Annotated in this window: 24 protein-coding genes; 12 read left to right on the top strand and 12 right to left on the bottom strand. The window is 65.1% G+C overall.

Features of this window, described 5'->3' with window-relative positions; all coding sequences use genetic code 11:
- Positions 1 to 109: 109 nt before the first annotated feature.
- Entirely contained in the window at positions 110 to 2,584 is a 2,475-nt protein-coding gene (locus NTD82_RS12745) for a TonB-dependent siderophore receptor (RefSeq protein WP_262128989.1), read from the top strand.
- Between the two features lie 82 nt (positions 2,585 to 2,666).
- Here NTD82_RS12745 and NTD82_RS12740 read toward each other — a convergent pair whose 3' ends face one another.
- The 3 genes from NTD82_RS12740 to NTD82_RS12730 all read right to left on the bottom strand — a co-directional run bounded on the left by NTD82_RS12740 (position 2,667) and on the right by NTD82_RS12730 (position 4,772).
- A complete protein-coding gene (locus NTD82_RS12740; protein ID WP_262128988.1) occupies positions 2,667 to 3,260 on the bottom strand; it encodes an HAD family hydrolase in 594 nt (197 codons plus the stop codon).
- The gene (gene tesB / locus NTD82_RS12735; protein ID WP_095159977.1) at positions 3,257 to 4,126 is read right to left on the bottom strand and encodes an acyl-CoA thioesterase II; all 870 of its coding nucleotides are present in this window, start codon (positions 4,124 to 4,126) and stop codon (positions 3,257 to 3,259) included. Before tesB ends, NTD82_RS12740 begins: the two co-directional genes overlap by 4 nt.
- A gap of 76 nt (positions 4,127 to 4,202) precedes the next feature.
- Entirely contained in the window at positions 4,203 to 4,772 is a 570-nt protein-coding gene (locus tag NTD82_RS12730; RefSeq protein ID WP_262128985.1) for a GNAT family N-acetyltransferase, read from the bottom strand.
- 137 nt (positions 4,773 to 4,909) lie between these two features.
- Here NTD82_RS12730 and NTD82_RS12725 point away from each other — a divergent pair, with 137 nt between their 5' ends.
- Together NTD82_RS12725 and NTD82_RS12720 are read left to right on the top strand one after the other, a co-directional pair.
- Complete coding sequence (locus NTD82_RS12725; protein ID WP_262128983.1) at positions 4,910 to 5,824, top strand: histone deacetylase; 915 nt, start codon at positions 4,910 to 4,912, stop codon at positions 5,822 to 5,824.
- A 151-nt stretch (positions 5,825 to 5,975) separates the two neighbouring features.
- Positions 5,976 to 7,214, top strand: a complete 1,239-nt coding sequence (locus NTD82_RS12720) for a TIGR03862 family flavoprotein (protein WP_262128982.1) — start codon at positions 5,976 to 5,978, stop codon at positions 7,212 to 7,214.
- Positions 7,215 to 7,281: 67 nt separating this feature from the next.
- On the opposite strand, the gene NTD82_RS12715 is transcribed toward NTD82_RS12720, so the two are convergent.
- Both NTD82_RS12715 and yedA read right to left on the bottom strand, forming a co-directional pair.
- On the bottom strand, positions 7,282 to 8,604 hold the full coding sequence (locus tag NTD82_RS12715) for a DEAD/DEAH box helicase (RefSeq protein ID WP_262128981.1): 1,323 nt from the start codon (positions 8,602 to 8,604) through the stop codon (positions 7,282 to 7,284).
- Between the two features lie 58 nt (positions 8,605 to 8,662).
- Positions 8,663 to 9,598, bottom strand: coding sequence for a drug/metabolite exporter YedA (yedA, locus tag NTD82_RS12710; protein WP_095159275.1), 936 nt, complete (start codon positions 9,596 to 9,598; stop codon positions 8,663 to 8,665).
- A gap of 153 nt (positions 9,599 to 9,751) precedes the next feature.
- Here yedA and NTD82_RS12705 point away from each other — a divergent pair, with 153 nt between their 5' ends.
- The gene (locus NTD82_RS12705) at positions 9,752 to 10,201 is read left to right on the top strand and encodes an Lrp/AsnC family transcriptional regulator (protein ID WP_095159276.1); all 450 of its coding nucleotides are present in this window, start codon (positions 9,752 to 9,754) and stop codon (positions 10,199 to 10,201) included.
- Here NTD82_RS12705 and NTD82_RS12700 read toward each other — a convergent pair.
- The 3 genes from NTD82_RS12700 to NTD82_RS12690 all read right to left on the bottom strand — a co-directional run bounded on the left by NTD82_RS12700 (position 10,198) and on the right by NTD82_RS12690 (position 12,153).
- A complete protein-coding gene (locus NTD82_RS12700) occupies positions 10,198 to 10,803 on the bottom strand; it encodes a PolC-type DNA polymerase III (RefSeq protein ID WP_095159277.1) in 606 nt (201 codons plus the stop codon). The two genes, NTD82_RS12705 and NTD82_RS12700, sit on opposite strands and share 4 nt — an antisense overlap.
- 9 nt (positions 10,804 to 10,812) lie before the next feature.
- Complete coding sequence (locus tag NTD82_RS12695; RefSeq protein WP_095159278.1) at positions 10,813 to 11,292, bottom strand: NYN domain-containing protein; 480 nt, start codon at positions 11,290 to 11,292, stop codon at positions 10,813 to 10,815.
- 132 nt (positions 11,293 to 11,424) lie between these two features.
- Positions 11,425 to 12,153, bottom strand: a complete 729-nt coding sequence (locus tag NTD82_RS12690) for a DUF2076 domain-containing protein (RefSeq protein WP_095159279.1) — start codon at positions 12,151 to 12,153, stop codon at positions 11,425 to 11,427.
- A 137-nt stretch (positions 12,154 to 12,290) separates the two neighbouring features.
- Between NTD82_RS12690 and NTD82_RS12685 the strand changes: the two genes are divergently transcribed.
- On the top strand, positions 12,291 to 12,956 hold the full coding sequence (locus NTD82_RS12685; protein WP_262128980.1) for a hypothetical protein: 666 nt from the start codon (positions 12,291 to 12,293) through the stop codon (positions 12,954 to 12,956).
- A gap of 46 nt (positions 12,957 to 13,002) precedes the next feature.
- Entirely contained in the window at positions 13,003 to 14,088 is a 1,086-nt protein-coding gene (locus tag NTD82_RS12680; protein ID WP_262128979.1) for an endonuclease/exonuclease/phosphatase family protein, read from the top strand.
- A gap of 127 nt (positions 14,089 to 14,215) precedes the next feature.
- Here NTD82_RS12680 and NTD82_RS12675 read toward each other — a convergent pair whose 3' ends face one another.
- The 4 genes from NTD82_RS12675 to glnT are packed head-to-tail and all read right to left on the bottom strand — an operon-like array spanning position 14,216 to position 18,519.
- Complete coding sequence (locus NTD82_RS12675; RefSeq protein ID WP_262128978.1) at positions 14,216 to 15,538, bottom strand: FMN-binding glutamate synthase family protein; 1,323 nt, start codon at positions 15,536 to 15,538, stop codon at positions 14,216 to 14,218.
- A 21-nt stretch (positions 15,539 to 15,559) separates the two neighbouring features.
- Entirely contained in the window at positions 15,560 to 16,234 is a 675-nt protein-coding gene (locus NTD82_RS12670) for a protein glxC (protein WP_095159283.1), read from the bottom strand.
- 12 nt (positions 16,235 to 16,246) lie between these two features.
- Positions 16,247 to 17,146: a class II glutamine amidotransferase gene (locus NTD82_RS12665; protein ID WP_262128976.1), complete on the bottom strand. Its 900-nt coding sequence runs from the start codon at positions 17,144 to 17,146 to the stop codon at positions 16,247 to 16,249.
- A gap of 38 nt (positions 17,147 to 17,184) precedes the next feature.
- Positions 17,185 to 18,519: a type III glutamate--ammonia ligase gene (gene glnT / locus NTD82_RS12660; RefSeq protein WP_262128975.1), complete on the bottom strand. Its 1,335-nt coding sequence runs from the start codon at positions 18,517 to 18,519 to the stop codon at positions 17,185 to 17,187.
- Positions 18,520 to 18,870: 351 nt separating this feature from the next.
- On the opposite strand from glnT, the gene NTD82_RS12655 reads away from it, so the two are divergent.
- The 6 genes from NTD82_RS12655 to NTD82_RS12630 all read left to right on the top strand — a co-directional run bounded on the left by NTD82_RS12655 (position 18,871) and on the right by NTD82_RS12630 (position 25,920).
- A complete protein-coding gene (locus NTD82_RS12655; RefSeq protein ID WP_095159286.1) occupies positions 18,871 to 19,464 on the top strand; it encodes a helix-turn-helix domain-containing protein in 594 nt (197 codons plus the stop codon).
- 239 nt (positions 19,465 to 19,703) lie between these two features.
- Positions 19,704 to 20,570: a formyltetrahydrofolate deformylase gene (gene purU, locus NTD82_RS12650; RefSeq protein WP_262128974.1), complete on the top strand. Its 867-nt coding sequence runs from the start codon at positions 19,704 to 19,706 to the stop codon at positions 20,568 to 20,570.
- Positions 20,571 to 20,578: 8 nt separating this feature from the next.
- Entirely contained in the window at positions 20,579 to 21,490 is a 912-nt protein-coding gene (gene folD / locus NTD82_RS12645; protein WP_410017047.1) for a bifunctional methylenetetrahydrofolate dehydrogenase/methenyltetrahydrofolate cyclohydrolase FolD, read from the top strand.
- On the top strand, positions 21,472 to 22,713 hold the full coding sequence (locus tag NTD82_RS12640; protein WP_095159288.1) for an FAD-dependent oxidoreductase: 1,242 nt from the start codon (positions 21,472 to 21,474) through the stop codon (positions 22,711 to 22,713). Before folD ends, NTD82_RS12640 begins: the two co-directional genes overlap by 19 nt.
- A 10-nt stretch (positions 22,714 to 22,723) precedes the next feature.
- The gene (locus tag NTD82_RS12635; protein ID WP_095159289.1) at positions 22,724 to 23,026 is read left to right on the top strand and encodes a sarcosine oxidase subunit delta; all 303 of its coding nucleotides are present in this window, start codon (positions 22,724 to 22,726) and stop codon (positions 23,024 to 23,026) included.
- A complete protein-coding gene (locus NTD82_RS12630) occupies positions 23,023 to 25,920 on the top strand; it encodes an FAD-dependent oxidoreductase (RefSeq protein ID WP_262128972.1) in 2,898 nt (965 codons plus the stop codon). Before NTD82_RS12635 ends, NTD82_RS12630 begins: the two co-directional genes overlap by 4 nt.
- The last annotated feature ends 3 nt before the right edge of the window (positions 25,921 to 25,923 follow it).

Here is a 25,923-nt window from a genome sequence, read left to right as displayed (position 1 = left end):
GTCGACACCCTGCGCGAGCAAGCTCGCACCTACAGGAGCGAGCGTGCTCGCGAAGGGCCCATTGCCCAAACAACCGCCCTCCACCCCGCCACCCCGAAAGGAACACCGCATGCCCCCGTTCTTCCCGCGAGCGTCCATCCCCCTGGTTCGTGCTGTCCGCCTGGCGCTGTTCGGCCTGCCCATGGTTTCCCTGCCGCTGCTCAGCGTCGCGCCCGGCCAGGCCATGGCACAAAGCGCCAGCCAGCAGTTCCAGATCGCCGCGGGTCCGCTGGGCACCAGCCTGAGTTTGTTCGCCACCCGCGCCGGGATCACCCTGACCTTCGATGCCCGCCAGACCCAAGGCCGCCAGTCCGCCGGGCTGCAGGGCAACTTCAGCGTCGAAGACGGCCTGGCGCGCTTGCTGGCCGGCAGCGGCCTGCGCGCCCAGCGCCAGAGCAACGGCGGCTATGTGCTGATCCCGGCCGGCGACGGCAGCGCAGTGGAACTGGGCGCCACCAGCATCGACGGCCAGTGGCTTGGCGAAACCACCGAACACTCCGGCAGCTACACCACCGGCGTCAGCCGCACCGCCACCAAGCTGCCACTGTCGATCCGCGAAACGCCGCAATCGGTGACCGTGGTCACCCGCCAGCAAATGGACGACCAGGGCGCCAAGAGCATCGCCGACGTGCTGCGCAACACCCCCGGCGTCGCCGGCCAGGTCTACGACAGCGACCGCACCGAGTTCTCCAGCCGTGGCATGGTCATCACCAACTACCAGTACGACGGGGTCAACACCGTTTACGACGGTGTCTACAACGAGGGCGTGACCCAGGTCGACATGGCCACCTACGACCGCGTCGAAGTGCTCAAGGGCGCCACCGGCCTGATGACCGGCTCGGGTGATCCGTCGGCCACCGTCAACCTGATCCGCAAAAAGCCCACCGCGCAATTCCAGGCCTCGCTGACCGGCAGCGCCGGCTCGTGGGACAACTACCGTGGCGAAGGCGACATCTCCGGCCCGCTCAACGACTCGGGCAGCCTGCGCGGTCGCTTCGTCGGCGCCAAACAAGACCGCAAGGGCTACCAGGACCACTACCAGCAGAAAAAGGAAGTCTGGTACGGCATTCTCGAAGCCGACCTCAGCCCCGACACCCTGCTGACCGTCGGCATCGACCAGCAGACCACCACACCGCGCGGCACGTCCTGGACCGGCAACCCGGTGTTCTTCGCCGACGGCGGGCGCACCGATTTCTCACGCTCGTTCAACCCCGGCGCCGACTGGAGCCGCCGCGATTTCCAGAGCCGCACCTACTTCGCCAGCCTGGAACAGGCGCTGGCCAACGACTGGACGCTCAAGCTCAGCCTCAACCAGATGCAGTCCGACCACGACACCCGCCTGGCCTCGGCCAGCGGCGGCAACCCGGACCGCGCCACGGGCGACGGCATGTTCTTCTACTGGGGTCGCTGGGAAGGCCATCGCGTGCAGAACAGCGCCGACCTGAGCCTGTCCGGGCCGTTCAGCCTGTTCGGCCGCGAGCATGAGCTGGTGGTCGGCTTCAACAACTCCACCTCGCGCCAGACCGGCGCCACCTACGACACCAGCCTGTTTTCCATGGTGCCGGGCAGCATCTACGACTGGCAGGGCGATATCGACCGTCCGGTATTCCCGAAGAACGGCAAGTACGAGCAGAACAAACGACAGAACGGCGCCTACATCGCCACCCGCCTGAAGCCGGTGGACGACCTGTCGGTGATCCTCGGCACCCGGGTCAGCAACTTCAAGTACGACGATGACTACAACTACGACGGCCTCAACCCGATGTTCCAGGACAGCCAGGCCAGCTATGAGCAGCATGGCGTGGTCACGCCCTACGCCGGGGTGGTCTACGACCTCGATGACACCTGGTCGGTGTACGCCAGCTACACCTCGATCTACCAGCCGCAGACCAACAAGGACATCAACGGCGCAACCCTCGATCCGGTGGAAGGCGACAGCTACGAGACCGGCCTCAAGGCAGCGTTCCTCGGCGGCAAACTGAACGCCAGCCTGGCGCTGTTCCGCATCGAGCAGGACAACGTCGCCGAGTCGATCGGCACTAACCCTGTGACCAACGAAGGGATCTACAAAGCCACCGACGGCGCCACCACCAAAGGCCTGGAACTGGAAGTGGCCGGCGAGCCGCTGGACGGCTGGAACATCAGCGCCGGCTACACCTACGCCCGCACCCGCGACGCCGACGAGCAGCGCATCTTTGGCTTCCCGATGAGCACCAGCAAGCCCGAGCACCTGATCCGCCTGTTCACCACCTACCGCCTGCCCGGCGCGCTGGAGAAGGTCACCGTGGGCGGCGGCGTGAACTGGCAGAGCGCGTTCTACGGCAACATCTGGAACCCGGTGCTCAGCGACTACAGCCGCATCAAACAGGGCGGCTACACCCTGGTGGACCTGATGAGCCGCTACCAGTACGACGAACACCTGAGCTTCACGCTCAATGCCAACAACGTGTTCGACAAGCGCTACCTGAGCGGGCTGGGGAACTTCGACACCACCTACTACGGCGAGCCGCGCAATGTGATGGTGACGACGCGCTGGGAGTTCTGAAGATCCAAGGGCCGCTTAGCGGCCCATCGCTGGCAAGCCAGCGATTGAGGCCCCAACAAAATGAACTGAGCAGCCCCCGCCTTCAGCCCGCCAACAAATGCTGCAACGCCCGGCAATCCGCCGCATGCCAGTCCGTCAGTTCCGGCCAGGGATTGTCCGGCAGGTTCACCAGCACCGTACGGGTTCCGGCGGCGCGGCCGCAGTCGAGGTCGAAGCGGTAGTCACCGACCATCACCATCCTGGCCGGCGCCACCTCCCAGGCCTCGGCCAGTTTCAACAGCCCGCCCGGGTGCGGTTTCGGCGGCGCTTCATCGCGGCCCAACACGCTGTCCGCCGGGAAGCAGTCGGCCAGGCCGATGGCGTCCAGGGTTACGTGCGCCAGTTCCCGCGCATTGCGGGTCAGGATGCCGAGTTGACACCCCCGCTCCGCCAGCTCACGCACCAGCTCCACCGCGCCCACCGCCGGTTTCGAGGCGATCGCCAGGTCCCGCTCGTGCTCCAGCAACCACGCATGCTTGGCCTGGGCTTCCTGCGCCGGCAACGCGGCGAGGTGGGTGAGGATGTCGTCTTCGGCGGGAATGCCCAGCGCTTCGCGAATCGCCGCGAAATCATGCACGGCCACCGTCAGGGTGCCGTCCATGTCGAACACCCAGTGACGAATCTCGGCGAGGCTCATGTCCAGTCCTTGCGGTGGCGAATCAGCCCTTCCTGACACGACGACGCCACCAACTGCCCCGCGCGGTTGAAGATGCTGCCGCGGGCGAAACCACGGGCATTGCCGGCCCACGGGCTGTCCATCGCATACAGCAGCCACTCGTCAGTGCGCAGGTTGCCGTGGAACCACAACGCGTGATCGAGGCTGGCGATCTGCATGTCCTTGTGCCAGACCGATTTGCCGTGGGGCATCAGCGAGGTGGTCAACAGGCCGAAGTCCGAGGCGTAGGCCAGCATGTACTTGTGCAGGGCCTGGGAGTCAGGAAGGGTGCCGTCGGCGCGGAACCAGGCGTACTTCACCGGATCGCCGGGCTTGGGATTGAAGGGGTCTTTCTCGGTGACCGGGCGCACCTCGATGGGTTTGGCGCACAGCAGCTTGTCGCGAATGTGCTCCGGCAGGTGCTCGGCCATGGACTGGGCCAGCTCCACTTCCGATGGCAGGTTCTCCGGGCCAACCACCTCGGGCATCTGCCCCTGGTGCGAGAAGCCTTCTTCGTCGTACTGGAACGACGCGCTGCAGGTGAAGATCGGGTTGCCCTTCTGGATCGCCGTCACGCGCCGGGTGCTGAAGCTGCCGCCGTCACGCACGCGGTCCACCGAGTAGACCACCGGCATGGTCGCGTCACCCGGACGCAGGAAGTAACCGTGCAGGGAGTGCACGTGGCGCGCTTCTTCGACCGTCTGGCTGGCGGCCGACAGCGACTGGCCGAGCACCTGGCCACCGTAGAGCTGGCGGAAGCCAAGGTCCTGGCTACGGCCGCGGAAGAGGTTTTCCTCGATCGCTTCCAGACTCAACAGATCGACCAGATCGTCCAACACGTGGCTCATTCGAGATTCTCCAAAGCAGGGCGCAAGGCGGCAAATGATACAGGATCTGTCATTACTGGCCTGTATGTTCGCTGATTCAGCCGCGCAAGGTGGACTGCCACTGGGCGCGGTTGATGCGGTACAGCACATGGGGGCGCAGCGGATGGCCAGCTTCGAGTTTCGGGTGGTCGAAGTCGCCGGCAGGGTCGGCCTGCATGCCAACGGCCTGCATCACCTTCTGCGACGCCAGGTTGTCGCGGCTGGTGAATGACACCACTTCTTTCAGGCCGATCTGGGCAAAGGCGCAGCGCAGGGATGTCCAGGCCGCCTCGCTGGCAAAACCCAGGCCCCAGTGACGTCGGGCGAGGCGCCAGCCGATTTCCACCGCCGGGGTGAAGTCGGCGTCGAAGCTGACCTTGGCCAGGCCGGTCATGCCGATGAAGGCGCCCGTGTCCTTGCGCTCCAGCGCCCAGAGGCCAAAGCCGTATTCGGCGAAATGCCCACGCACACGGCCGATCAGCGCGGCGCTTTCCAGCCGGGTCAGCGGCGCGGGGAAATAACGCATCACCTGCGGATCGGCGCACAGGGCGGCGAACTCCTTCAAGTCGTCGTCCTGCCACTGGCGCAGTAGCAGGCGCGCACTTTCCAGTTCGAGTATTGGCGTCATCACGGCTCCCAAATCACGGCCTCGCAGTCTACAGCGTAGGCAGCCAATGCTGGCCCTGCATGGCCAGCATCGCCCGGCGCTGGCGCACGTCACCGGGCAACTGGCAAGATCGGCCGATCTCCACCAGCGGACCGACCATGCGCCTGCCTCTTGTCTATCACGACGACTACAGCCCGGAATTTCCTGCCGAACATCGCTTTCCCATGGACAAGTTCCGCCTGCTGCACGACCACCTGATCGACAGCGGACTGACCACCGACGCGGCGCTGTTGCGCCCGGAAATCTGCCCCAACGACATCCTCGCCCTGGCCCACGACCGCGGCTACATCGAGCGCTACCTGAGCGGCGAACTGTCCCGCGAGGACCAGCGCCGCCTCGGCCTGCCCTGGAGCGAAGCCCTGGCGCGGCGTACCGTGCGCGCGGTGGGCGGTTCGCTGCTGGCGGCGGAACAGGCGCTGCAACACGGCATCGCCTGCCACCTGGCCGGCGGCACCCACCACGCCCATTACGATCACCCGGCCGGCTTCTGCATCTTCAACGACCTGGCGGTGATCAGCCATTACCTGCTGGAGGCCGGCCGGGTCCACCGGGTGCTGATCTTCGACTGCGACGTGCACCAGGGCGACGGCACCGCGCGGATTCTCGAACACACGCCGGATGCCATCACCGTGTCGCTGCACTGCGAACAAAACTTCCCCGCGCGCAAGGCCCGCAGCGACTTGGACATTCCCCTGCCCCGCGGCATGGGCGACGCCGACTACCTGAAGGTGGTGGACGATGCGCTGAACTACCTGCTGCCGCTCTACCAGCCGGACCTGGTGCTCTACGACGCCGGCGTGGATGTGCACAAGGACGACGCCCTGGGTTACCTGCAACTCACCGACGAGGGCCTGGCCGCGCGGGATACCTGCGTGCTGCGCCATTGTCTGGGCCGCGATATCCCGGTGGTGGGCGTGATCGGCGGCGGCTACAGCAAGGACCGCGAAGCCCTCGCCCGCCGCCACGGCATCCTCCATCACAGCGCGCAACGGGTGCTGGATTACCCACAATGACTGTGGAACCGCTTGTGGATAACCTGAGCGAAAGCCCATTTGGTCCTTTGAAACCGGGCATGCGCGGCACTTGAGCATTTTTTGTACAGTGCCGCCTGTGGCCCGCCTCGGGTAGAATGGCCGGCTCTTTTATCCCCAGCCTGCCGCCACCATGACCGACGCCTCCACCACTCCCCCCGCCCACGTTGCCATTATCGGCGGCGGCCCCGCCGGCCTGATGGCGGCGGAAGTCCTCAGCCTGGCCGGGGTTCGCGTCGATCTGTACGACGCCATGCCCTCGGTAGGACGCAAGTTTCTCCTGGCCGGCGTCGGCGGCATGAACATCACCCACTCCGAGCCCTACCCCGCCTTTATTTCCCGCTACGCCGAGCGCCGCGAAGACATCGCCGCGCTGCTGCAAGGCTTCGACGCCGACGCCCTGCGCGCCTGGATTCACGGCCTGGGCATCGACACCTTCGTCGGCACCTCGGGGCGGGTGTTCCCCACCGATATGAAAGCCGCGCCGCTGCTGCGCGCCTGGCTCAAGCGCCTGCGCGACGCTGGCGTAGTTATCCACACCCGCCATCGCTGGCTGGGCTGGAATGACGATGGCGCGCTGCGGATCGGTTATCCACAGGGCGAACTGGCGGTAAAACCCGACGCGGTGATCCTCGCGCTTGGCGGCGGCAGCTGGGCGCGGCTGGGGTCGGATGGCGCCTGGTTGCCGCTGCTGGCTGAGCGGGGTGTGGATATCTCGCCTTTGCAGCCGGCGAACAGCGGTTTCGAGGTGGCAGCGTGGAGCGACCTGCTGAAACAGAAATTCGCCGGTGCACCGTTGAAGAACATCGCCCTCAGCCTGCCCGGCCAGGCGCCGCGCCTGGGTGAATTCGTGCTGACCGAAGGCGGCGTCGAAGGCAGCCTGGTGTATGCCTGGTCGGCGCAGGTCCGCGAAAGCATCAACCGCGACGGCAGCGCCACCCTGCTGCTGGACCTGCTGCCGAACAAGCCTGTGGATAAAATTGCCGCCGCGCTGAGCAAGCCGCGGGGCTCGCGCTCCATGGCCAAGCACCTGCACGGTCAGTTGGGCCTGGACGGCGTGAAAGCGGCGCTGCTGCGGGAATTGACCGGGCCGGAGGTGTTCGCTGACCCGCAACGGCTGGCGGCGGCGATCAAGGCATTGCCCATAGTGGTCGTGCGGCCGCGGCCACTGGATGAGGCGATCAGCAGTGCTGGCGGGGTGAAGTTCGAAGCGCTGGATGAAGGCTTGATGCTGAAGCCGATACCGGGGGTGTTCTGTGCCGGCGAGATGCTGGACTGGGAGGCGCCGACGGGGGGGTATTTGCTGACGGCGTGTTTTGCCAGTGGGCGGGTGGCGGGGTTGGGTGCTCTCGACTGGCTGAAAAACCGGTGATTATCGATTCATTGTTCGGGCCTATCGCTGGCTTGCCAGCGATAGGCCCGAACAAGCAAAGAACTTCTTAAGGCTTACGCTTCTTAGGCCCGGTATTGAACGCCGGCACCTTGCGTACCGCCTTCGCCGGCACCGGCGCATCGCCGCTGTCGGTCCAGCGCCCGAGGCTGCCTTTCGCGCCGCTCTGCTTGGGCTTCTTCGGTTTCTTCGGCTTTTTCAGGATTTGTCCGCTGGCATCAGTCTCCGGCACCCGGTGATCCGGCTCGAAATCCGGCTCCATATGACGCGGCAAGGTCTTGCGGGTCAGGGTTTCGATTGCCGAAAGCAATTGCACTTCATCAGCGCAGACCAGGGAAAGCGCTTCGCCGGTATTGCCCTTGCGGCCAGTCCGGCCAATGCGGTGGATGTAATCCTCGGCCACGATCGGCAAATCGAAGTTCACCACCAGCGGCAGGTCATCGATATCCAGGCCCCGCGCCGCGACGTCGGTGGCCACCAGAATCTGGGTTTCCCGCGCCTTGAAACTGTCCAGCGCACGCTGGCGGGTTGCCTGCGGACGATCACCGTGGATGCCGTCGGCATTGATGCCCAGGCCGACCAGACGCTCAACCAGTTGATCCACACCGTTACGGGTCTTGGCGAACACCAGCACCTGGCTCCAGCGCTGCTTGCGCAGCAGGTGGCAGAACAGCTCGGTCTTGCGCTTTTTATCCACAGGCACGATCCACTGCTTCACCGTGCTCGCGGTGACGTTGCGCGGGCTGACTTCGATGCTCAGCGGGTCGTTGAGCATCTGCCCGGCCATCAGGCGGATTTCGTCGGAGAAGGTGGCGGAGAACAGCAGGGTCTGGCGCTTGGCCGGCAGCGCGGCGTAGATCGAACGCAGCTCTTCGGCGAAACCGAGGTCGAGCATGCGGTCGGCTTCGTCCAGCACCAGCGCCTGGAGCTGGTTGAATTTCACCGCGTTCTGGCGGAACAGGTCGAGCAGACGGCCAGGCGTCGCCACCAGCAGGTCGATGCCCTTGCGCAGTTTCATCATCTGCGGGTTGATGCTGACCCCGCCGTACACCGCGTAGGTGCGCAGCGGCAGGTGCTCGGCGTATTCGCTGATGTTGGCGTGCACCTGCTCGGCCAGTTCGCGGGTCGGCACCAGCACCAGGGCGCGGACCGAGTTGCTGGCAACCTGGGCGCCTTCCATCGTCAGGCGCTGCAGCAGCGGCAAGGCAAAACCGGCGGTCTTGCCGGTGCCGGTCTGGGCCGCGGCCATCAGGTCGCGACCGGCCAGCACGGCGGGGATGGCCTCGGCCTGAACCGGCGTCGGGGTGGTGTAGTTCAGGCCTTCGAGGGCGCGCAGCAGCGGTTCGATCAGGCCGAGTTTGGCGAATGTCATGGAAATACCGTCAGGGGATTCGTGCAATGGCGCGAAGTTTACCCTGTTCGGCCCCGGATCACCGAGTTCCGGACATCTCGCCCTTCAGCACCTCGGGCGCGGGCGGCGTCACCGGCGTCTTGCGCCACTGCGGAATGCCGATCAGCACCACCGCGCCGATGATCACCGCCATCGCCAGGCATTCCTCGGCGCCGATCTGCTCGCCAGCGAAGGCGATGCCCAGCAGTACCGCCACCGCCGGGTTGACGTAGGCATAGCTGGTGGCCGCCGCCGGGCGCACATGCTTGAGCAGGTACATGTAGGCGCTGAAGGCCAGGATCGAGCCGAACACCACCAAGTAGGCCAGCGCACCCCAGCCGGCGGCGGTGGGCATCTGGGTCATGCGCTCACCGCTGAACGCGCTCGCCGCCAACAAGGCCACGCCGCCCACCAGCATCTCCGCCGCACTGGCCATCGGACCTTGGGGCAGCGGCAGACTCTTGCTCCACACCGAGCCGAACGCCCAGGACGCCGCCGCGAACAGGATCAGCGCCGCGCCCAGCGGACTGGCCTGCAGGTTGGAACCGAGGTTGAGCAAGCCGATGCCGAGCAGCCCGAGAAAGATCCCGCCCCATTCCAGACGGGTATTGCGGTGCCCGAAGAACAGTCCGAACAGCAAGGTAAACAGCGGCACCGTGGCCACCGCCAGCGCCGCCACGCCGGACGCGACGCCCGCGTGCTCGGCCACCGTCACCCCGCCGTTGCCGCAACTGAGCAAAAGCACGCCGATCATCCCCGCCGCCTTCCACTGTTGCCAGGTCGGCGCCGGCACCCCGCGCCAGCGCAGGAAACCGTAGAGCAGCGCCCCCGCCACTACGAAGCGCACACCCGCCATCAGCATCGGCGGCCATGACTCGACACCGATGCGAATGGCCAGGTAGGTAGACCCCCAGACCAGATAGAGGGCAAGGAACGCACCGATCAATAACCAGGGAAAACGACGGGAGGCAGGCATGGGGGGCTCGAATTTGAGTTGTTGTGGCGTTAGTTTAGAAAGCTTCACCGGCAAAATTAAGTTTCAAAAAACGCTTATCGAGCACCTGGACTTTCGAAAAAACGGATCTTTCAGGTGTTTCCCTTTGTTTTCACAAGGCCCTTTGCAGACCCCATGGACAAGTACGATCGCATGCTCCTCGCCGCCCTCCTGGAAAACGGCCGCGCCTCCTTCGCCCAGTTGGCGCGCACGGTCAACCTCTCGGCCCCGGCGGTGGCCGAGCGGGTGGCGAAGCTGGAAGCCAGCGGGGTGATTACCGGTTATCAGGCCAAGGTCGACATGAGCAAGATCGGCCTGCCGATCCAGTGCGTGATCGAGCTGCGCCTGGCCAGCCACGGCAACCAGCAAGCCTATGAAGCGCTGACGCAGATTCCCCAGCTCACCGAATGCCACCGGGTCACCGGCGATCCCTGCGTGATCATGCAGGCGGCGGTGGGGTCGATGCCGGAGCTGGAAGAGCTGATCAACCGCGTGGCGCAGTTCGGTTTCAGCAAGACCTCGATCATCCTCTCCAGCGCCGTCGAGCGGCGGGTGCCGCTGGGGCAACTGGAGAAAAAGGCTTAGCGGTGTTTGCTCAGGGCTTCGCGGATTTTCGCGGCGGGGACTTTCTGCAGGCGGCACAGGAATGAGTGGGACAGCTCCTGCACACCGTGGGTCTGGCGCAGTTCGCCGACCAGGTGTTGCAACAGGTTGGCGGCCATCTCGGCGTCGGCCATGGCCCGGTGCGCGGTGCCGGTGTCTGGCAGGCCGGCCCAGCGGGTCAGGGTGCCGAGCTTGTGGTTCGGCGCCGCCGGCAGCAGGCGCCGCGACAGCAATAGCGAACAGGCGAAGGACTGATTGCGGCTGCGGCCGATACGGCTCAGTTCGTAGTCCCAGAATTTCTGGTCGAAGGCGGCGTTGTGCGCCAGCAGCGGCGTGTCGCCGACGAACTCGGCGACTTCGTTCATCACCTGATTGACCGGCGGCGCGCTGCGCAGCATCGCCGTGGTAATGCCGGTCAGCGCGGCAACGAAGGCCGGTACCGGCACGCCGGCATTCATCAGGCTCTGGTAGCGCTCGACGATGCGGCCCCGCTCCAGCATGACCACCGCCACCTCGGTGGCGCGGCAACTCGCGCCCGGGGTGATGCCGGTGGTTTCAAAGTCGATGACAGCGATACGTTCCACGAAAAAACCTCAATGCTTGAGCAAAAGCGCGCCGTCGATGGGCACATAGCGCGTGGCGGCGCGGATCAGCGAATTCGCGGTCAGCCCCGGCACGCCGTAGGCCACGGCCTCGACGCCATGGCGCTGAATGATGCGTTCCAGCAGCAGGTCGAAATCGCCGTCGCCGGACGCCAGCACCACCTGATCGACCCGGGCGGCGGCGTCCACCACATCCAGGGTGATGCCCACGTCCCAGTCGCCCTTGGCCGAGCCATCGCTGCGCTGGATATAAGGCTTGAGCTTGACGGTGAAACCGAGGTTGCGAAGGATCTGCTGGAATTGCTGCTGCTTGCTGTCGCCACGGTCGATGGCGTAGGCGAAGGCCTCGACGATCTCGCCATCACGGCTGACGTCGGCCCAGAAGGCGGCGTAGTTGAAATGACAACCATAGGCTTGGCGGACGGTGTAGTAGAGGTTCTGGACATCGACGAACAGCGCGATTTTCTTCACTTCCACCTCCTTTCACACCGGGTTTGAGCCAACAAGGGCGCCCAGTATGCCGCCCTTGGAGGGCAATCGCGAGCAAGCTCGCTCCAACGGGTGCCATAGGAGCGAGCTTGTCGGGGCGCCGAACCGTCGCGATCAGACGTAATCGTCGTCGGAGAAGAAACCGCCACCGTCGTCGTTGTAACCGGTGTCGGTGAAACCCGCGTCGTTGCCGTTATCGGCGGTATAGCGCTGGTTGTCATCATTCCAGCCGCCGTGATCACTGGTCGGCGCTGGCTCTTCCTTGATGACTTCGACAATTTCTTCCGGCTGCGAATTGTGGTGGAACAGGCTACTGATGCCTTGCGCCAGCATCACGCCACCGGCCACGCCGGCCGCAGTCTGCAACGCACCGCCGAGGAAGCTGCTGGCACCACTGCGGGCCGGGGCCGCCTGGGGCGCCGGCGCAGGTGGCGCACCCCAGTTGGATTGCGGAGCGCTGCCAGGACCATCACGCCAGCCGCCGCCGCTCGAAGGGGCCGGCGCAGCCGCAGGCTGGCTCGGCGCCGGACGGGTACCGGAACCGAAGATGCTCGACAGGAAACCACCACTGCTTTGCTGCGCCGGCGCACTCGCGGCGGCGGCGGCCTGGGCCTTTGCCGCCGCCAATTCGGTCTGCAACTGCCGGTTCTGCTCGTCGAGGCGCTTGATCGCAGCCTCCTGGACCAGGATCGCCTGGGCCATGTAGTACGGCGCGGCGGCGTGTTGCTGAACAAGGCCCGCGATATGAGCCTGGGCCTGGGCATCCCGCGGTGCGCCTTCGGCTTCGGCCTGGCGCAGCCTGGCGAACAGGCCATCGATCAGGGTTTGTTCTTCGTGATTCATGACGCGACCTCTCTAGTACGGTTGCAGTGAACATGAAGACAAGCATCGCCAATTCAATGCGACACCGGCATGAAACTTTGTTCAGATTCGGCCCCTGCGCTAAAGTGGCCGCTTGCTTTGGACTTCGAAAACGACCCATGAATCCGCTCAGCGTTCTGCGTGACTCCCTGTATTTCTTCCGCCGCCACCTGATCAGCATCGCCGGCCTGTGCCTGCCGCTGGTGATCATCGAGGCCCTGTGCACTCAATTGCTCTACGGCCAGTTGGGCGATGAAGCCTCGCCCGCCTACGGCTTGTTGGTGGGGCTGCTGTTCTACCCGCTGTACAGCGCCGCCCTGATCCTTTATCTCGACGCCCGCAGTGACGGCCATGAGCCGCTCAAGCGCAACCTGATGGCGCGGGCCCTGCAGTTGTGGCCGTCCTTCGCCCTGCTGGTGCTGCTCAGCTCGCTGCTGATCATGGCGGGCATCTCGCTGTTCATCCTGCCCGGCATCTGGGTGATGACCAATCTGGTGTTCGCCGAGTACCTGCTGGTGCTGCAAGGCCGCGCGCCGATCGCCGCCATGCGCGAGAGCTTCCAGATGGTCAACGGCCACTTCTGGCGGATCCTGGTGTGCATGCTCGGGGTCATGGCGCCGCTTTGGCTGTTCAACGGGCTTACCCTGGCGATGCTGCCCGAGCAGGTCAGCCCGGTACTGGAACTGCTGGTCAATGTGCTCAACAGCTTCGTGCAACTGTTCAGCACGGTGGTGCTGTTCCGCCTGTTCATGCTGATAAGCGAGTCCACCCCGGCGCGTTCCTGAACCCCGGGGCTATGCTCAATCGTCACACCCGACCTTGCCGAGCCCGATGACCCGACTACTGCGCAACCTCCTGCTGATACTGCTGTTGATCGCCGTCCTGCTCTGGCTGCTGGCCTGGCAGGCGGGTTGGCGACCGGAGCCGGAAGAAACGGTGCCGGTGGCCTGCACCGCCCCGGCCAAGCCGCTGATTCCCGGCCAGCAGCTCAAGGTGATGAGCTGGAACGTGCAGTACCTGGCGGGCAAGCGCTATGTGTTCTGGTATGACGAGGCCAAGGGCGACGACCGCCGCCCCACCGAACAGGACCTGGCCGTCAACCTCGATGAAGTGGCGCGGGTGATCCGCGCCGAGCAGCCGGACATCGTCCTGCTTCAGGAGCTGGACAACAACGCCAAGGCCAGCGATTACCAGGACCAGTTGGCCCTGCTGCGCGAACGTCTCGCCGACCTTTACCCCTGCGCCGTCCAGGCGTACCAGTGGAAAGCCGAATTCGTCCCCGACTGGCATATCGCCGGCAGCGTCGGCCGCACCCTCGCCACCCTCAGCCGCTACCCGATCCAGCAGGCGCAGCGGATCCAGTTGCCGCGGGCGTCCGACAACCTCCTGAGCCGTTTGCTCCAGCCGCAACAGGCGGTGCTGGTCAGCTACCTGCCGTTGCGCGAGGGCGGTCAGTTGGCGGTGCTCAACACCCAACTGGCGCAGCATGAACCGGGCAGCGACGTGCAGGCGCGCCAGGTCGCCGAGCTGGAGCGATTGCTCGACCAGTTCGAACGCCAGGGCACGCCGTGGTTGATCGGTGGGGATTTCAATCTGCTGCCGCTGGGGCAGTACCGGCGGTTGAAGCCGGAACAGCGCCAGTTCTATTCGGCGGACAGTGAGCTGCATGTGCTGTGGGACAAGTACCCGATGATCCCCGGCAATGCCGAAGCCACCGGCGCCGATCGTTCGGCGTGGCTGACCCATTTCCCCAATGACCCGCAACTGGACGGGCCGGACCGGACGCTGGATTACCTGTTCCACAGCCCGAAACTGCGTCGGGTGAATGCGCAGGTGTTGCAGCAGGACACGTTGGAGATTTCCGATCATTTGCCGGTGACAGCACGGCTGTTGTTGCCGATGCCGCCGGAGTCCTGAGCAGGGGAGTTCTGGTGCACGTCAGTAGATTGTCTGCGCGCTCAAGATCGAGCGCCGCCCGCGCGGCGCTCGATCTCAAGCACGCACCCCATCACCCGGCATGCACATCAAACACCCCACCCTTAGATCAGTACTGCTGCCCCGGCACCCAACTGGTCCCCGCCAACGGCACCCGCGCCATCGCCGCCGCTTCCACCGTCAGCGCCACCAGATCCTCGGGGTCAAGGTTGTGCAGGTGCGACTTGCCGCACGCCCGCGCCATGGTCTGCGCTTCCAGCACCAGCACCCGCAGGTAATTCGCCAAACGACGCCCCGCTTCCACGGGATCGAGGCGCTTGGACAGTTCCGGGTCCTGGGTGGTGATGCCCGCCGGGTCGCGGCCGTTCTGCCAGTCGTCGTAGTAACCCGCCGCCGAACCGATTTTCTTCAGTTCTTCATCCAGCCGCGGATGGTTGTCGCCCAGCGCCACCAGCGCCGCGGTGCCGATCGCCACCGCATCTGCCCCCAATGCCATGGCCTTGGCGACGTCGGCGCCGTTGCGGATGCCGCCCGACACGATCAACTGAACCTTGCGGTGCATGCCCATCTCCTGCAGCGCCTGGACCGCCTGCGGAATGGCCGGAAGAATCGGAATGCCAACGTGCTCGATGAACACTTCCTGAGTCGCCGCGGTGCCGCCTTGCATGCCGTCGAGGACGATCACATCAGCACCGGCCTTCACCGCCAGCTTGACGTCGTAGTACGGGCGGCTGGCGCCGATTTTCACGTAGATCGGTTTTTCCCAGTCGGTGATTTCCCGCAGCTCGGCGATCTTGATCGCCAGGTCGTCCGGGCCGGTCCAGTCCGGGTGACGGCAGGCGCTGCGCTGGTCGACGCCGATCGGCAAGGTGCGCATGCCGGCCACACGCTCGGTGACTTTCATCCCCAGCAGCATGCCGCCGCCGCCCGGCTTGGCGCCCTGGCCGAGGACGATCTCGATGGCGTCGGCCTTGCGCAGGTCATCCGGGTTCATGCCGTAGCGCGACGGCAGGTACTGATAGACCAGGTGCTGCGACTGGCCGCGTTCTTCCGGGGTCATGCCGCCGTCACCGGTGGTGGTGCTGGTGCCGGCGATGGTGGCGCCACGGCCCAGTGCTTCCTTGGCGTTGGCCGACAGCGCGCCGAAGCTCATGCCGGCGATGGTCACCGGGATTTTCAGGTGGATCGGCTTCTTCGCGAAGCGGGTGCCGAGCACGACGTCGGTGCCGCACTTCTCGCGGTAGCCTTCCAGCGGATAGCGCGACACCGAGGCGCCGAGCAGCAGCAGGTCGTCGAAGTGCGGCAGCTTGCGCTTGGTGCCACCACCGCGGATGTCATAGATGCCGGTCTCGGCGGCGCGCTGGATTTCCTGGATGGTCAGGCGGTCGAAGGTCGCGGACTCGCGCAGCACAGGGGGTTGTTTTTCGCTCATGGGAATACTCCTCGCCGCAGGTCAGTAGGCGGATGCGTTATCGACTTTGAAGTTGTAAAGCTGGCGAGCCGAGCCGTAGCGTTTGAAGCTCGCCGGGTCTTCGGCGAAGCCGGCGCGGTTGAGCAACTCGGCCAGTTCGCTCAGGTGCTCGGCGCGCATCTCTTTCTCGATGCAGTCCGAGCCCAGCGACTTGACCGTGCCCTTGACGTAGATGCGCGTCTCGTAGAGCGAATCGCCCAGCGCATCGCCGGCATCGCCGCAGACCACAAGGCGCCCGGCCTGGGCCATGAAGCAGCTCATGTGGCCGATGCTGCCGCCGACCACGATGTCGACGCCCTTCATGGAAATCCCGCAGCGCGCGCCGGCATCGCCCTCGATCACCAGCAGGCCGCCATGGGCGGTGGCGCCGGCGGCCTGGGAAGCGCTGCCTTTGACCCGCACCGAGCCGGACATCATGTTTTCCGCGACGCCGACGCCGACGTTGCCGTGCACGGTGATGCAGGCTTTCTGGTTCATGCCGGCGCAGTAGTAGCCGGCGTGGCCCTGGATATCGATACTCACGGCCTGGTTCAGGCCCACCGCCAGGTTGTGCTTGCCGTCCGGGTGGCTGACCAGCCACTCGCGGTCCTGCACCTCGCCGTGCAGGGTCTGGTTCAGTTCACGCACCGTGGCGCTGGAAAGGTCGATGGTTTTCATGTGCGGGGCTCCTCAGGCACGTTCCCAGATGTACATGGTGGCGGGTTCGGGCTCCCAGACTTTCGCCTTGTCGATGCCCGGCAGGCTGGCCAGCGCCTGGTATTCGGAGGCCATGGCGACGTAGTCGTCGGTCTCGGCAAGGATCGCCGGCTTGCAGGCGATCGGGTCGCGGATCACGGCGAAGCCGTTGCGGGTGCCAATGGCGAAGGTGAAGAAGCCGTCGAGGTCTTCGAGGGATTTATCCAGCGCCTCTTTCAGGCTGTCGCCCTGGCGCAGGCGCCAGGTCAGGTAGCCGGCGGCGACTTCGGTGTCGTTGTCGGTCTCGAAGGTGATGCCTTCGCGTTTGAGTTCCTGGCGCAGGCGGAAGTGGTTGGACAGCGAGCCGTTGTGCACCAGGCACAGGTCGGCGCCGGTGGAGAACGGGTGGCTGCCTTCCATGGTCACGGCGCTTTCGGTGGCCATGCGGGTGTGGCCGATGATGTGGCTGCCTTTCATCCCGGCGAGGCCGAAGCGCTCGGAGATTTCTCGCGGCAGGCCCATGCCCTTGAGGATTTCGATGCTCTGGCCGGCGCTCATGATGCGCACGTCCGGGGCCAGTTCGGCGAGGGCGGTGCGCACCGGTTCCTCGGCGCTGTGGGCCTTGAGCACGGCGGCGCTGGCGTTCTGGAACCAGTCCAGCGAGCAGCCGAGGCGGCCTTCCAGCTCGCCCATCAGGTGTTTCCAGTCGTAGCCGAGGTCGGTGGCCTGCAGGGTCAGCTTGACCCAGCCGTCGGCGACTTCATCACCGTAGATAGCGAAGCCGGCGCTGTCCGGGCCGCGGTCGGTCATGGCTTCGAGCATGGGTTCGAACAGTTTGCCGAGCTGGCCTTCAAGCTCGGGCTTCTTCAGGTAAAGGCCAACGATTCCGCACATGGCATGTCTCCTTGGGGCAGATGAAATTGGAGTGGTTGTCAGAAAAATTCGGTGTAACGCTGGATCTCCCAGTCGGAGACGTGGCGGCTGTACTCCACCCATTCCATGCGTTTCTGGCGGATGAACTCGTCGACGATCCCGGCGCCCAGCACTTCGCGGAACAGCGGGTTGGCGGCCAGGGCGTCGGTGGCTTCCTTGAGCGACTGCGGCAGGGTCTTGATGCCGCGAGCAGCGATTTCTTCGAGGCTGAGGTTGTAGAGGTTCTCGTTACACACGAAGTCCGGTTCCAACTGGCGCTCGATGCCGTCGAGGCCGGCGGCGATGATCGCGGCGGTCACCAGATACGGGTTGCAGCCAGCGTCCGGCAGGCGGAATTCGAGGCGGCCGTAAGGCACGCGGACCATCGCTGAACGGTTGTTGGAGCCGAAGGCAATGAACGCCGGGGCCCAGGTCGAGCCGGACAGCGAGCGACCGACGACCAGGCGCTTGTAGGAGTTCACCGTCGGCGCGGCGAAGGCACACAGCGCGGGGCCATGAGCCAGCAGGCCGGCGGCGAAGTGATAGGCCATTTTCGACAGGCCCATGCCGCTCGGGTCGCTCGGGTCGTGGAACAGGTTCTTGTTGGTCGCGCTGGCGATCGACAGGTGGAAGTGCATGCCGTTGCCGGCGCGCTTCGGATCGGGCTTGGGCATGAACGAGCAGATCATGCCCATGTCATTGGCGATCTCGCCGGCGGCCATGCGGAAGAAGGTGAAGCGGTCCGCCGACTCCATGGCGTCGCTGTAGGTGTAATTGATCTCGAACTGGCCGTTGGCGTCTTCGTGGTCGATCTGATAGATGTCGAAGCCCACCGGCTGCAGCGCTTCGGTCAGGCGCTCGAGGAATTCCCGCGAGCGCGACAGGCCCTTGTAGTCGTAGCAAGGCTTGTCGAGGTTGTCCGAGGCGTCCACCAGTTGCAGCTTGCCGCCGGCGTCGCGGCGGAACAGGCTGAATTCCGGTTCCAGGCCGGTGTTGAGGATCCAGCCTTTGTCAGTCAGGCGCTGCACCTGCTGTTGCAGCACGTAGCGGGTGTCGTAGGGCCAGGGCTCGCCGTTGACGTGGCCGATGCAGACGATCCGGCCGTAGCCCGGCTGCCAGGGCACCGGCACCAGCGTGGACAGGTCGCCCTTGGCCATGAAGTCCGGACCGTGGGGTTCCATGCCCATGCCGCAGATGGCGAAGCCGGCGAAACCGGCACCGTCCTCGGCCACCGCCTTGAGCCCGTTGACCGGAACGGATTTGGTCTTCGCGGCGCCATGGATATCGACGAACTGGGCCAGCACGTACTTGATGCCGTGCTGTTCGATGATGCGCTGCGTTTCAACTGGCAACATGATTCTTCACTCCTGGAAAAGGGCAAGGCGGTCGATAGAAGGCAGGCGAACAAGGACGGAACGCGCCAGCATCTGTGCCCGAAGAAGCGAAACCCGCGGTGGGAAGCTGGCCTGGATCATGTGAATTCCAATCAGGAAATTTAGTTTCCTTGCAGGAATGCAATGCCCTTGCCAATTTTTCAGCGGCCAACAGAAATGGCCCCGGCGTTGCACCGGTCTGCTGTTTATATGGGAAACTCTCTTTCACCCGAGGAAAGTCCCGGCGCCCTGACCCGGCGCCGGGATCTTTTTTGCACTTTCTCAGTGCGAAATTAAATTTCCTGAACCGAAAACAAGCAGGATTGACCGACCGTGAATACCGAGACCCCGCCTCGCCTTCGCCTGGAGCAGTACCTGGGCATGCAGATCCGCCGCGAGCGCCAGGCCCAGGAGCTGAAACTGGCCGATGTGGCGCGCATCGCCGGGATCAGCCAAGGCATGTTGAGCAAGATCGAAAACGCCCAGGTGTCCACCAGCCTGGATATCCTCAGCCGCCTGTGCGACGTGCTGGGCATGCCGATGTCGAAGTTGTTCAGCCAATATGACCAGCCGGACGGCAACGCCATCCTGGTCAAGGCCGGCGAAGGGATGGAAGTGGTGCGCCGCGGCACCGAGAAAGGCCACACCTACCACCTGCTCAACCACACCCGTGGCCCGAAGAAGAATTTCGAGGCGTACATGGTGAGCATGGATGACGCCAGCGAAGAGTTCCCGACCTTCGCCCACCCCGGCACCGAGTTCCTGCACCTGCTGGAAGGTGAGCTGGTGTACCGGCATGGCAACCAGCTCTATCACATGCAGGCCGGCGACAGCCTGACCTTCGACGGTGATGTGCCGCATGGGCCGGAGAAGCTGGTGCAGGTGCCGATTCGGTTGTTGTCGGTGATGAATTACGGCAACGAATGAAGTGCTGATCGCGACGGCGTCGAGCCGTCGCGAAACATGCCCAGCGTCACCCTCGCAAAAGTTTCCTACCAAGATAAAAATTTTCCCCACAGGCTAGACCTGCACCTTCCTTTCGCCTATAAAAGCGCAAAAGGAATATTTTATTCCCACCAATAAATAATCTTCACCGACAAAACGTCGCTTCACCGCTGAAATTTCCGCCTTGCGAGAGCTGCCGCCACTCCACCCGAGGACCTGAAATGCAACACGCCACCAGCCACTACATCCTCAAGATCAGTTGTCCGGCAACGTCCGGCATCGTCGCGGCGGTTACCACTTACCTGGCGGAAAAAGGCTGCTACATCAGCGAAATGTCGCAGTTCGACGACGAGACCAGCGGGCGTTTCTTCATGCGTGCGGTGTTCCGTTTCAACGATCACTACGAAGGCGACATCGATGAGGTCGAGCAAGGCTTCGACCCGGTGGCCCGGCGCCTCGACATGCAGTGGAGCCTGCACGGCAGTTCGCAACCGATGCGCGTGTTGCTGATGGTCAGCAAATACGACCACTGCCTCGCCGACCTGCTCTACCGCCACCACAAGGGCGAGATGGACATGCAGATCACCGCCATCGTCTCCAACCACCTCGACCTGCGCCCGATGGCAGAACGCGAGGGCATCCGCTTCATCTACCTGCCGGTGACCCGGGACACCAAGTCGCAACAGGAAGCGGCGCTGCTGCAGATCGTCGAAGAAACCGGCACCGAGCTGGTGGTGCTCGCCCGCTACATGCAGATCCTCTCCGATGACCTGTGCAAACAGCTTGCCGGCCGCGCCATCAACATCCACCACTCGTTCCTGCCCGGCTTCAAGGGCGCCAAGCCGTACCACCAGGCCTACGCCCGCGGCGTGAAGCTGATCGGCGCCACCGCGCACTACGTGACCTCGGACCTCGACGAAGGCCCGATCATCGAGCAGGAAGTGCAGCGCGTGGACCACAGCTACCTGTCCGACGACCTCGTCAACGTAGGCCGTGATACCGAAACCGTGGCCCTGTCCAAGGCGGTGAAATACCACCTGGAGCACCGGGTCTTCCTCAACGACGACCGCACGGTGATCTTCCGGTGAACACGCCCATCTCCCCCAAAATCATCGACGGCAAGGCCGCCGCCGCCCGCGTCCTCGCCGAAGTGAAAAGCCAGGTGCAGGCGATGGAAACCGAAGGCATCACCCCCGCGCTGGCGGTGGTGCTGGTCGGCCAGGACCCTGCCAGCCAGGTCTATGTGCGCAACAAGGTGCTGCGCGCCGAGGAATGCGGCATTCGCTCGCTGGAACACAAACTGCCGGCGGAGACGGATGAATCCGCGCTGCTGGCGCTGATCGCGCAGTTGAATGCCGACCGCGACGTGCACGGCATCCTCGTGCAGTTGCCGCTGCCGGGGCATATCGACGAAACCCGCGTGCTCCAGGCCATCGACCCGCTGAAAGACGTCGACGGCTTCCACGCCGAGAACGTCGGCGGCCTCAGCCAGGGCCGCGACGTGCTCACGCCTTGCACGCCCGCGGGCTGCCTGCGCCTGTTGCACGACACCTGCGGCGACCTCGCCGGCCTGCACGCGGTGGTGATCGGCCGCTCCAATATCGTCGGCAAGCCGATGGCCGCGCTGCTGCTCAAGGCGCACTGCACGGTGACCGTGGTCCATTCGCGCAGCGCCAACCTGAAGGAACTGTGCCGCCAGGCCGACATCGTCGTCGCCGCCGTCGGCCGCCCGCGCCTGGTGGACGCCGACTGGCTCAAGCCCGGCGCGGTGGTGATCGATGTCGGCATCAACCGCATCAGCGAAGGCGAACGCTCGCGGCTGGTGGGTGACGTCGATTTCGACAGCGCCCTGCCCACCGTCTCGGCCATCACCCCGGTGCCCGGTGGCGTCGGCCCGATGACCATCGCCTTCCTGATGAAAAACACCCTGACCGCCGCCCGCCTGCAACAACCGGCGTCGGTCACTTTCGCTGAGCATCCGGAGGCCGCATGCCCTTCAATCTCCTGAAATACGGCCTGAGCTCCGAATACCCGGCGGAAGTCGATCTGCCGCCGCCGACCGAACTCAAGCCGTCCTACGACGTGGTCATCATCGGCGCCGGCGGCCATGGCCTGGCCATCGCCTATTACCTGGCCAAGTACCACGGCATCACCAATGTCGCGGTGCTGGAAAAGTCCTATCTCGGCGGCGGCAATACCGCACGCAACACCGCGGTGATCCGCTCCAACTACCTGACCAGCGAAGGCGTGCGCTTCTACATCGAGTCGGTGAAGATGTTCCAGGAGCTCTCCAACGAGTTCGACTTCAACATCATGTACTCCGAGCGCGGCCAGCTCACCCTGGCCCACACCGACGCCACGGTGCGCGCCTTCCGCCAGCGCGCCGAAGTGAACAAGCACTTCGGTGGCCGCACCGAGATGCTCGACCGCCAGCAGATCCGCGAACTGGTGCCGACCCTCAACCTCGACCCCGGTCACCTGCCGGTGATCGCCGGGCTCTGGCACATCGACGGCGCCACCGCGCGCCACGACGCCGTGGCCTGGGGCTACGCCAAGCAGGCGGCCAAGCGCGGGGTGGAAATCCACCAGCTCACCGAAGTGCAGGACCTGGTCATCGAGCACGGCCGCATCACCGCGGTGAAGACCAACCGCGGCACGGTGAAGTGCGGCTGCGCGGTGCAAGCCATCGCCGGCGCCAGCTCGCTGATGCTGCAAAAGGCCGGGATTCGCGCACCGATCCACACCTACCCGCTGCAAGCCATGGTCACCCAGCCGTTCAAGCCGTTCCTCGACCCGCTGGTGAGTTCGTCCGCCCTGCACTGCTACGTGCAGCAGACCAGCCGTGGCGAAATCGTCTTCGGCGGCGGCTCCGATCCGTACCCGCTGTACAACACCCGCTCGACCCTCGACCTCAAGGAAAGCCTGCTGGCCCACGCCATCGAGATGTTCCCGTTCATGGCCAATGCCAAGCTGATGCGCCAGTGGGCCGGGATCACCGACATGACCCCGGACTACAGCCCTATCATGGGCCTGTCGCCGGTGCAGAACTATTACCTCGATGCCGGCTGGGGTACGTGGGGCTTCAAGTCGACGCCGATCTGCGGCAAGACCATGGCCGAGTTGGTGGCCAGTGGTGGCCGCGTGCCGGAGCTGATCAAGCCGTTCGCCCTGGAGCGCTTCAGCACCTTCCAGCAGGTCAACGAAATGGGCGCCACCGCGGCCAGCCACTAAGGGGAACGTCATGAAAATCATGCACTGCCCGCTCAACGGGCCGAGAAACATCAGCGAGTTCACCTACGGTGGCGAGTTCAAGGCGATGCCCGACCCGGCCACCTGCAGCGACACCGAATGGGCCGACTACGTGTTCAACAGCGACAACCTCGCCGGCGTCGTCCGCGAGTGGTGGCTGCACAACGCCTCCAGCTACTGGTTCCTCGCCGAGCGCCACACCGTCACCGACCAGATCATTCGCACCTTCGACGCGAAGGAAATCTTCACCCAGCGGGTCGAGTTCGCCCCGCGCACCGAGGAGATCGCCGGATGAACCGCCTCCCCGCTCCGATGGGCCTGCTGATCGACCGCGAGCAGCCCCTGCGTTTCAGTTTCGACGGCACCGACTACCAGGGCTTCGCCGGCGACAGCATCGCCAGCGCCCTGCTCGCCAATGGCCGCTGGCTGCTCTCGCGCTCGTTCAAATACCACCGCCCGCGCGGCCCGCTGACCATGGCCGGGCAAGACGCCAACACCCTGGTGCAACTGCCGGACGAACCCAACGTGCTGGCCGACGCGCACGCCATCGACGCCGGCATGACCGTCACCGGACAGAACTTCAACGGCTCGCTGGACAACGACAAGGACGCGTACCTGGGCAAGTTCTCGCGCTTCATGCCGGTGGGTTTCTACTACCGCTCGTTCTACAAGCCCAAGGGCATGTGGAAAGTCTGGGAGCCGCTGATCCGCAAGAAAGCCGGCCTCGGCGTGCTCGACCTGAACTTCAAGCCGCAGTACTACGACAAGGCTTACCTGTTTGTTGATGTGGCGATCATCGGCGCCGGCCCCGCCGGACTCAGCGCCGCCCTCACCGCCGCCAATGCCGGGGCGCGGGTGCTGCTGGTGGAACAGCAGGCGCTGCTCGGCGGCTCGCTGACCTACGCCCGCTTCGACGCCGACGGCCAGCGTGCGCACACCCTGCGCCGCGAACTGGTGGACGCGGTGCAAGGTCACGCCAATATCCAGGTGCTGACCCAGGCCACCTGCAACGCTTGGTTTACCGACAACTACCTGCCGGTGATCCAGGGCCGGCGCATGTACAAGGTGCGGGCGAAGCAGTGCATCGTCGCCGCCGGGTCCTTCGACCAGCCGGTGGTGTTCCGCAACAACGACCTGCCGGGCGTCATGCTCGCCAGCGCCGCGCAACGGCTGATGAAGCTGTACGCGGTCAAGCCGGGCAACTGCGCAGTGGTGCTGAGCGGCAACGACGACGGCTACCTCGCCGCCCTCGACCTCGCCGAACAGGGCGTGAAAGTCGCGGCGCTGGTGGACATGCGCCAGCAACCCGCCGACATGGCACTGAAAGTCGCGCTGGAGAAACAGGGCATCCCCGTGCATGTCAGCAGCACCGTCTATGAAGCGCTGCACGACAAAGGCATGCGCCACGTCAGCGGCGTGGACATTCGCCGCATCACCGCCCAGGGCCAGGTCGCCGAACAGGGCCTGACGCTGGACTGCGACCTGCTGTGCATGTCCGCCGGCTACATGCCGGTCTACCAGTTGCTGTGCCAGGCGGGCGGCAAGCTGGCCTACGACGAACAGCGCGCCGAGTTCGCCATCAGCGGGCTGCCCGACGGCCTGACCGTCGCCGGTTCGGTGAATGGCCGCCATCAACTGGACAACGTGCTGCTCGACGGCAGCCGGGTTGCCGCCGCCGCCGTGCAGGCGCTGGGACTGGCGCCGGGCATCGGCGACGTCACCTTCGCCGGCGAGGCGCGGGTCAATTTCGACTGGCCGATCTTCGCCCACCCCAAGGGCAAGGATTTCGTCGACTTCGACGAAGATCTGCAAGTGCGCGATATCGTCAACGCCACCCGCAGCGGCTACCGCGACGTGCAACTGGTCAAGCGCTTCTCCACGGTCGGCATGGGCCCGTCCCAGGGCCGCCACTCGGCGCTGCCGACCGCGCGACTGGTCGCCCAGGCGACCCAGCGCAGCATCAGCGAAACCGGGGTGACCACCGCCCGTCCGCCGTTCGAAGCGGAAAAACTCGCCCATGTCGCCGGCCGCGCGTTCGACCCGTATCGGCAGACCGCCATGCACAGCCGTCATGTCGCCGCCGGCGCCAAACTGATGCCCGCCGGCATCTGGCAGCGCCCGGCCTTTTACGGCCAGCCCGGCGAGCGCGAGCGCTGCATGCAGGACGAGGTTCGCCAGGTGCGCGAGAAGGTCGGCCTGATCGACGTCTCGACCCTCGGCGGCCTCGACGTGCGCGGCGCGGATGCCGCCGAGTTGCTGGAGCGCATGTACACCATGCCGTTCAAAAAACAGCCAGTCGGCCGCACCCGCTATGGCCTGATGACCAACGAGCATGGTGTGGTGATCGACGACGGCGTCATCGCGCGCATGGCCGAACACCACTTCTACGTCACCGCCACCACCAGCGGCGTCGACCGCATCTACCAGCAGATGCTCAAGTGGAACGCGCAATGGCGCCTGGACGTCGACATCACCAACGTCACCGCCGCCCTGGCCGCGGTGAACGTGGCGGGGCCGCTGTCGCGCAAGGTGCTGGAGAAGGTCTGCGCGGACGTCGATCTGTCCGCCGAGGGTTTCCCTTATCTGGCGGTGCGCACTGGCCGCGTGGCGGGAATTCCGGCGCGGCTGATGCGGGTCGGTTTCGTCGGTGAGCTGGGCTACGAGATCCATGTGCCGGCGCGCCATGGCGGCAAACTCTGGGACGTGCTGATGGAAGCCGGCGCCGCGTTCGGCATTCGTCCGTTCGGCGTGGAAAGCCAGCGCCTGCTGCGCCTGGAAAAAGGCCACGTAATCATCAGCCAGGACACCGACGGCATGACCCACCCCGGCGAGATCGACATGCAGTGGGCGATCGGTCGCAAGAAGCCGTTCTTCGTCGGCAAGCGCTCCATCGAGATCCTCGAACGCCAGCCGCTCAAGCGCAAACTGGTGGGCTTCAGCCTGCCCAAGGGCAGCAGCCAGCCGCTGGAAGGTCACTTGGTGCTCAGCGGTGCGGACATCAGCGGCAACGTCACCTCCTGCGAGTACTCCGCGACGCTGGGCCAGATCATCGGCCTGGCCTACGCCGGCGCCGACCAGGCCGAACCGGGCATGCGCATTCCGATCCGCGTCGAAGGCGGCGAAGTGGTCCAGGCCACCGTGGTGAAACTGCCGTTCTACGACCCCGCCAACCAGCGCCAGGAGCTCTGAGCC

Source organism: Pseudomonas sp. 5P_5.1_Bac1, from assembly GCF_025466015.1.
Classification (GTDB): Bacteria; Pseudomonadota; Gammaproteobacteria; order Pseudomonadales; family Pseudomonadaceae; genus Aquipseudomonas.
The sequence above is the reverse complement of the archived record's forward strand: the minus strand, read 5'-3'. Positions and strand labels throughout refer to the sequence as shown.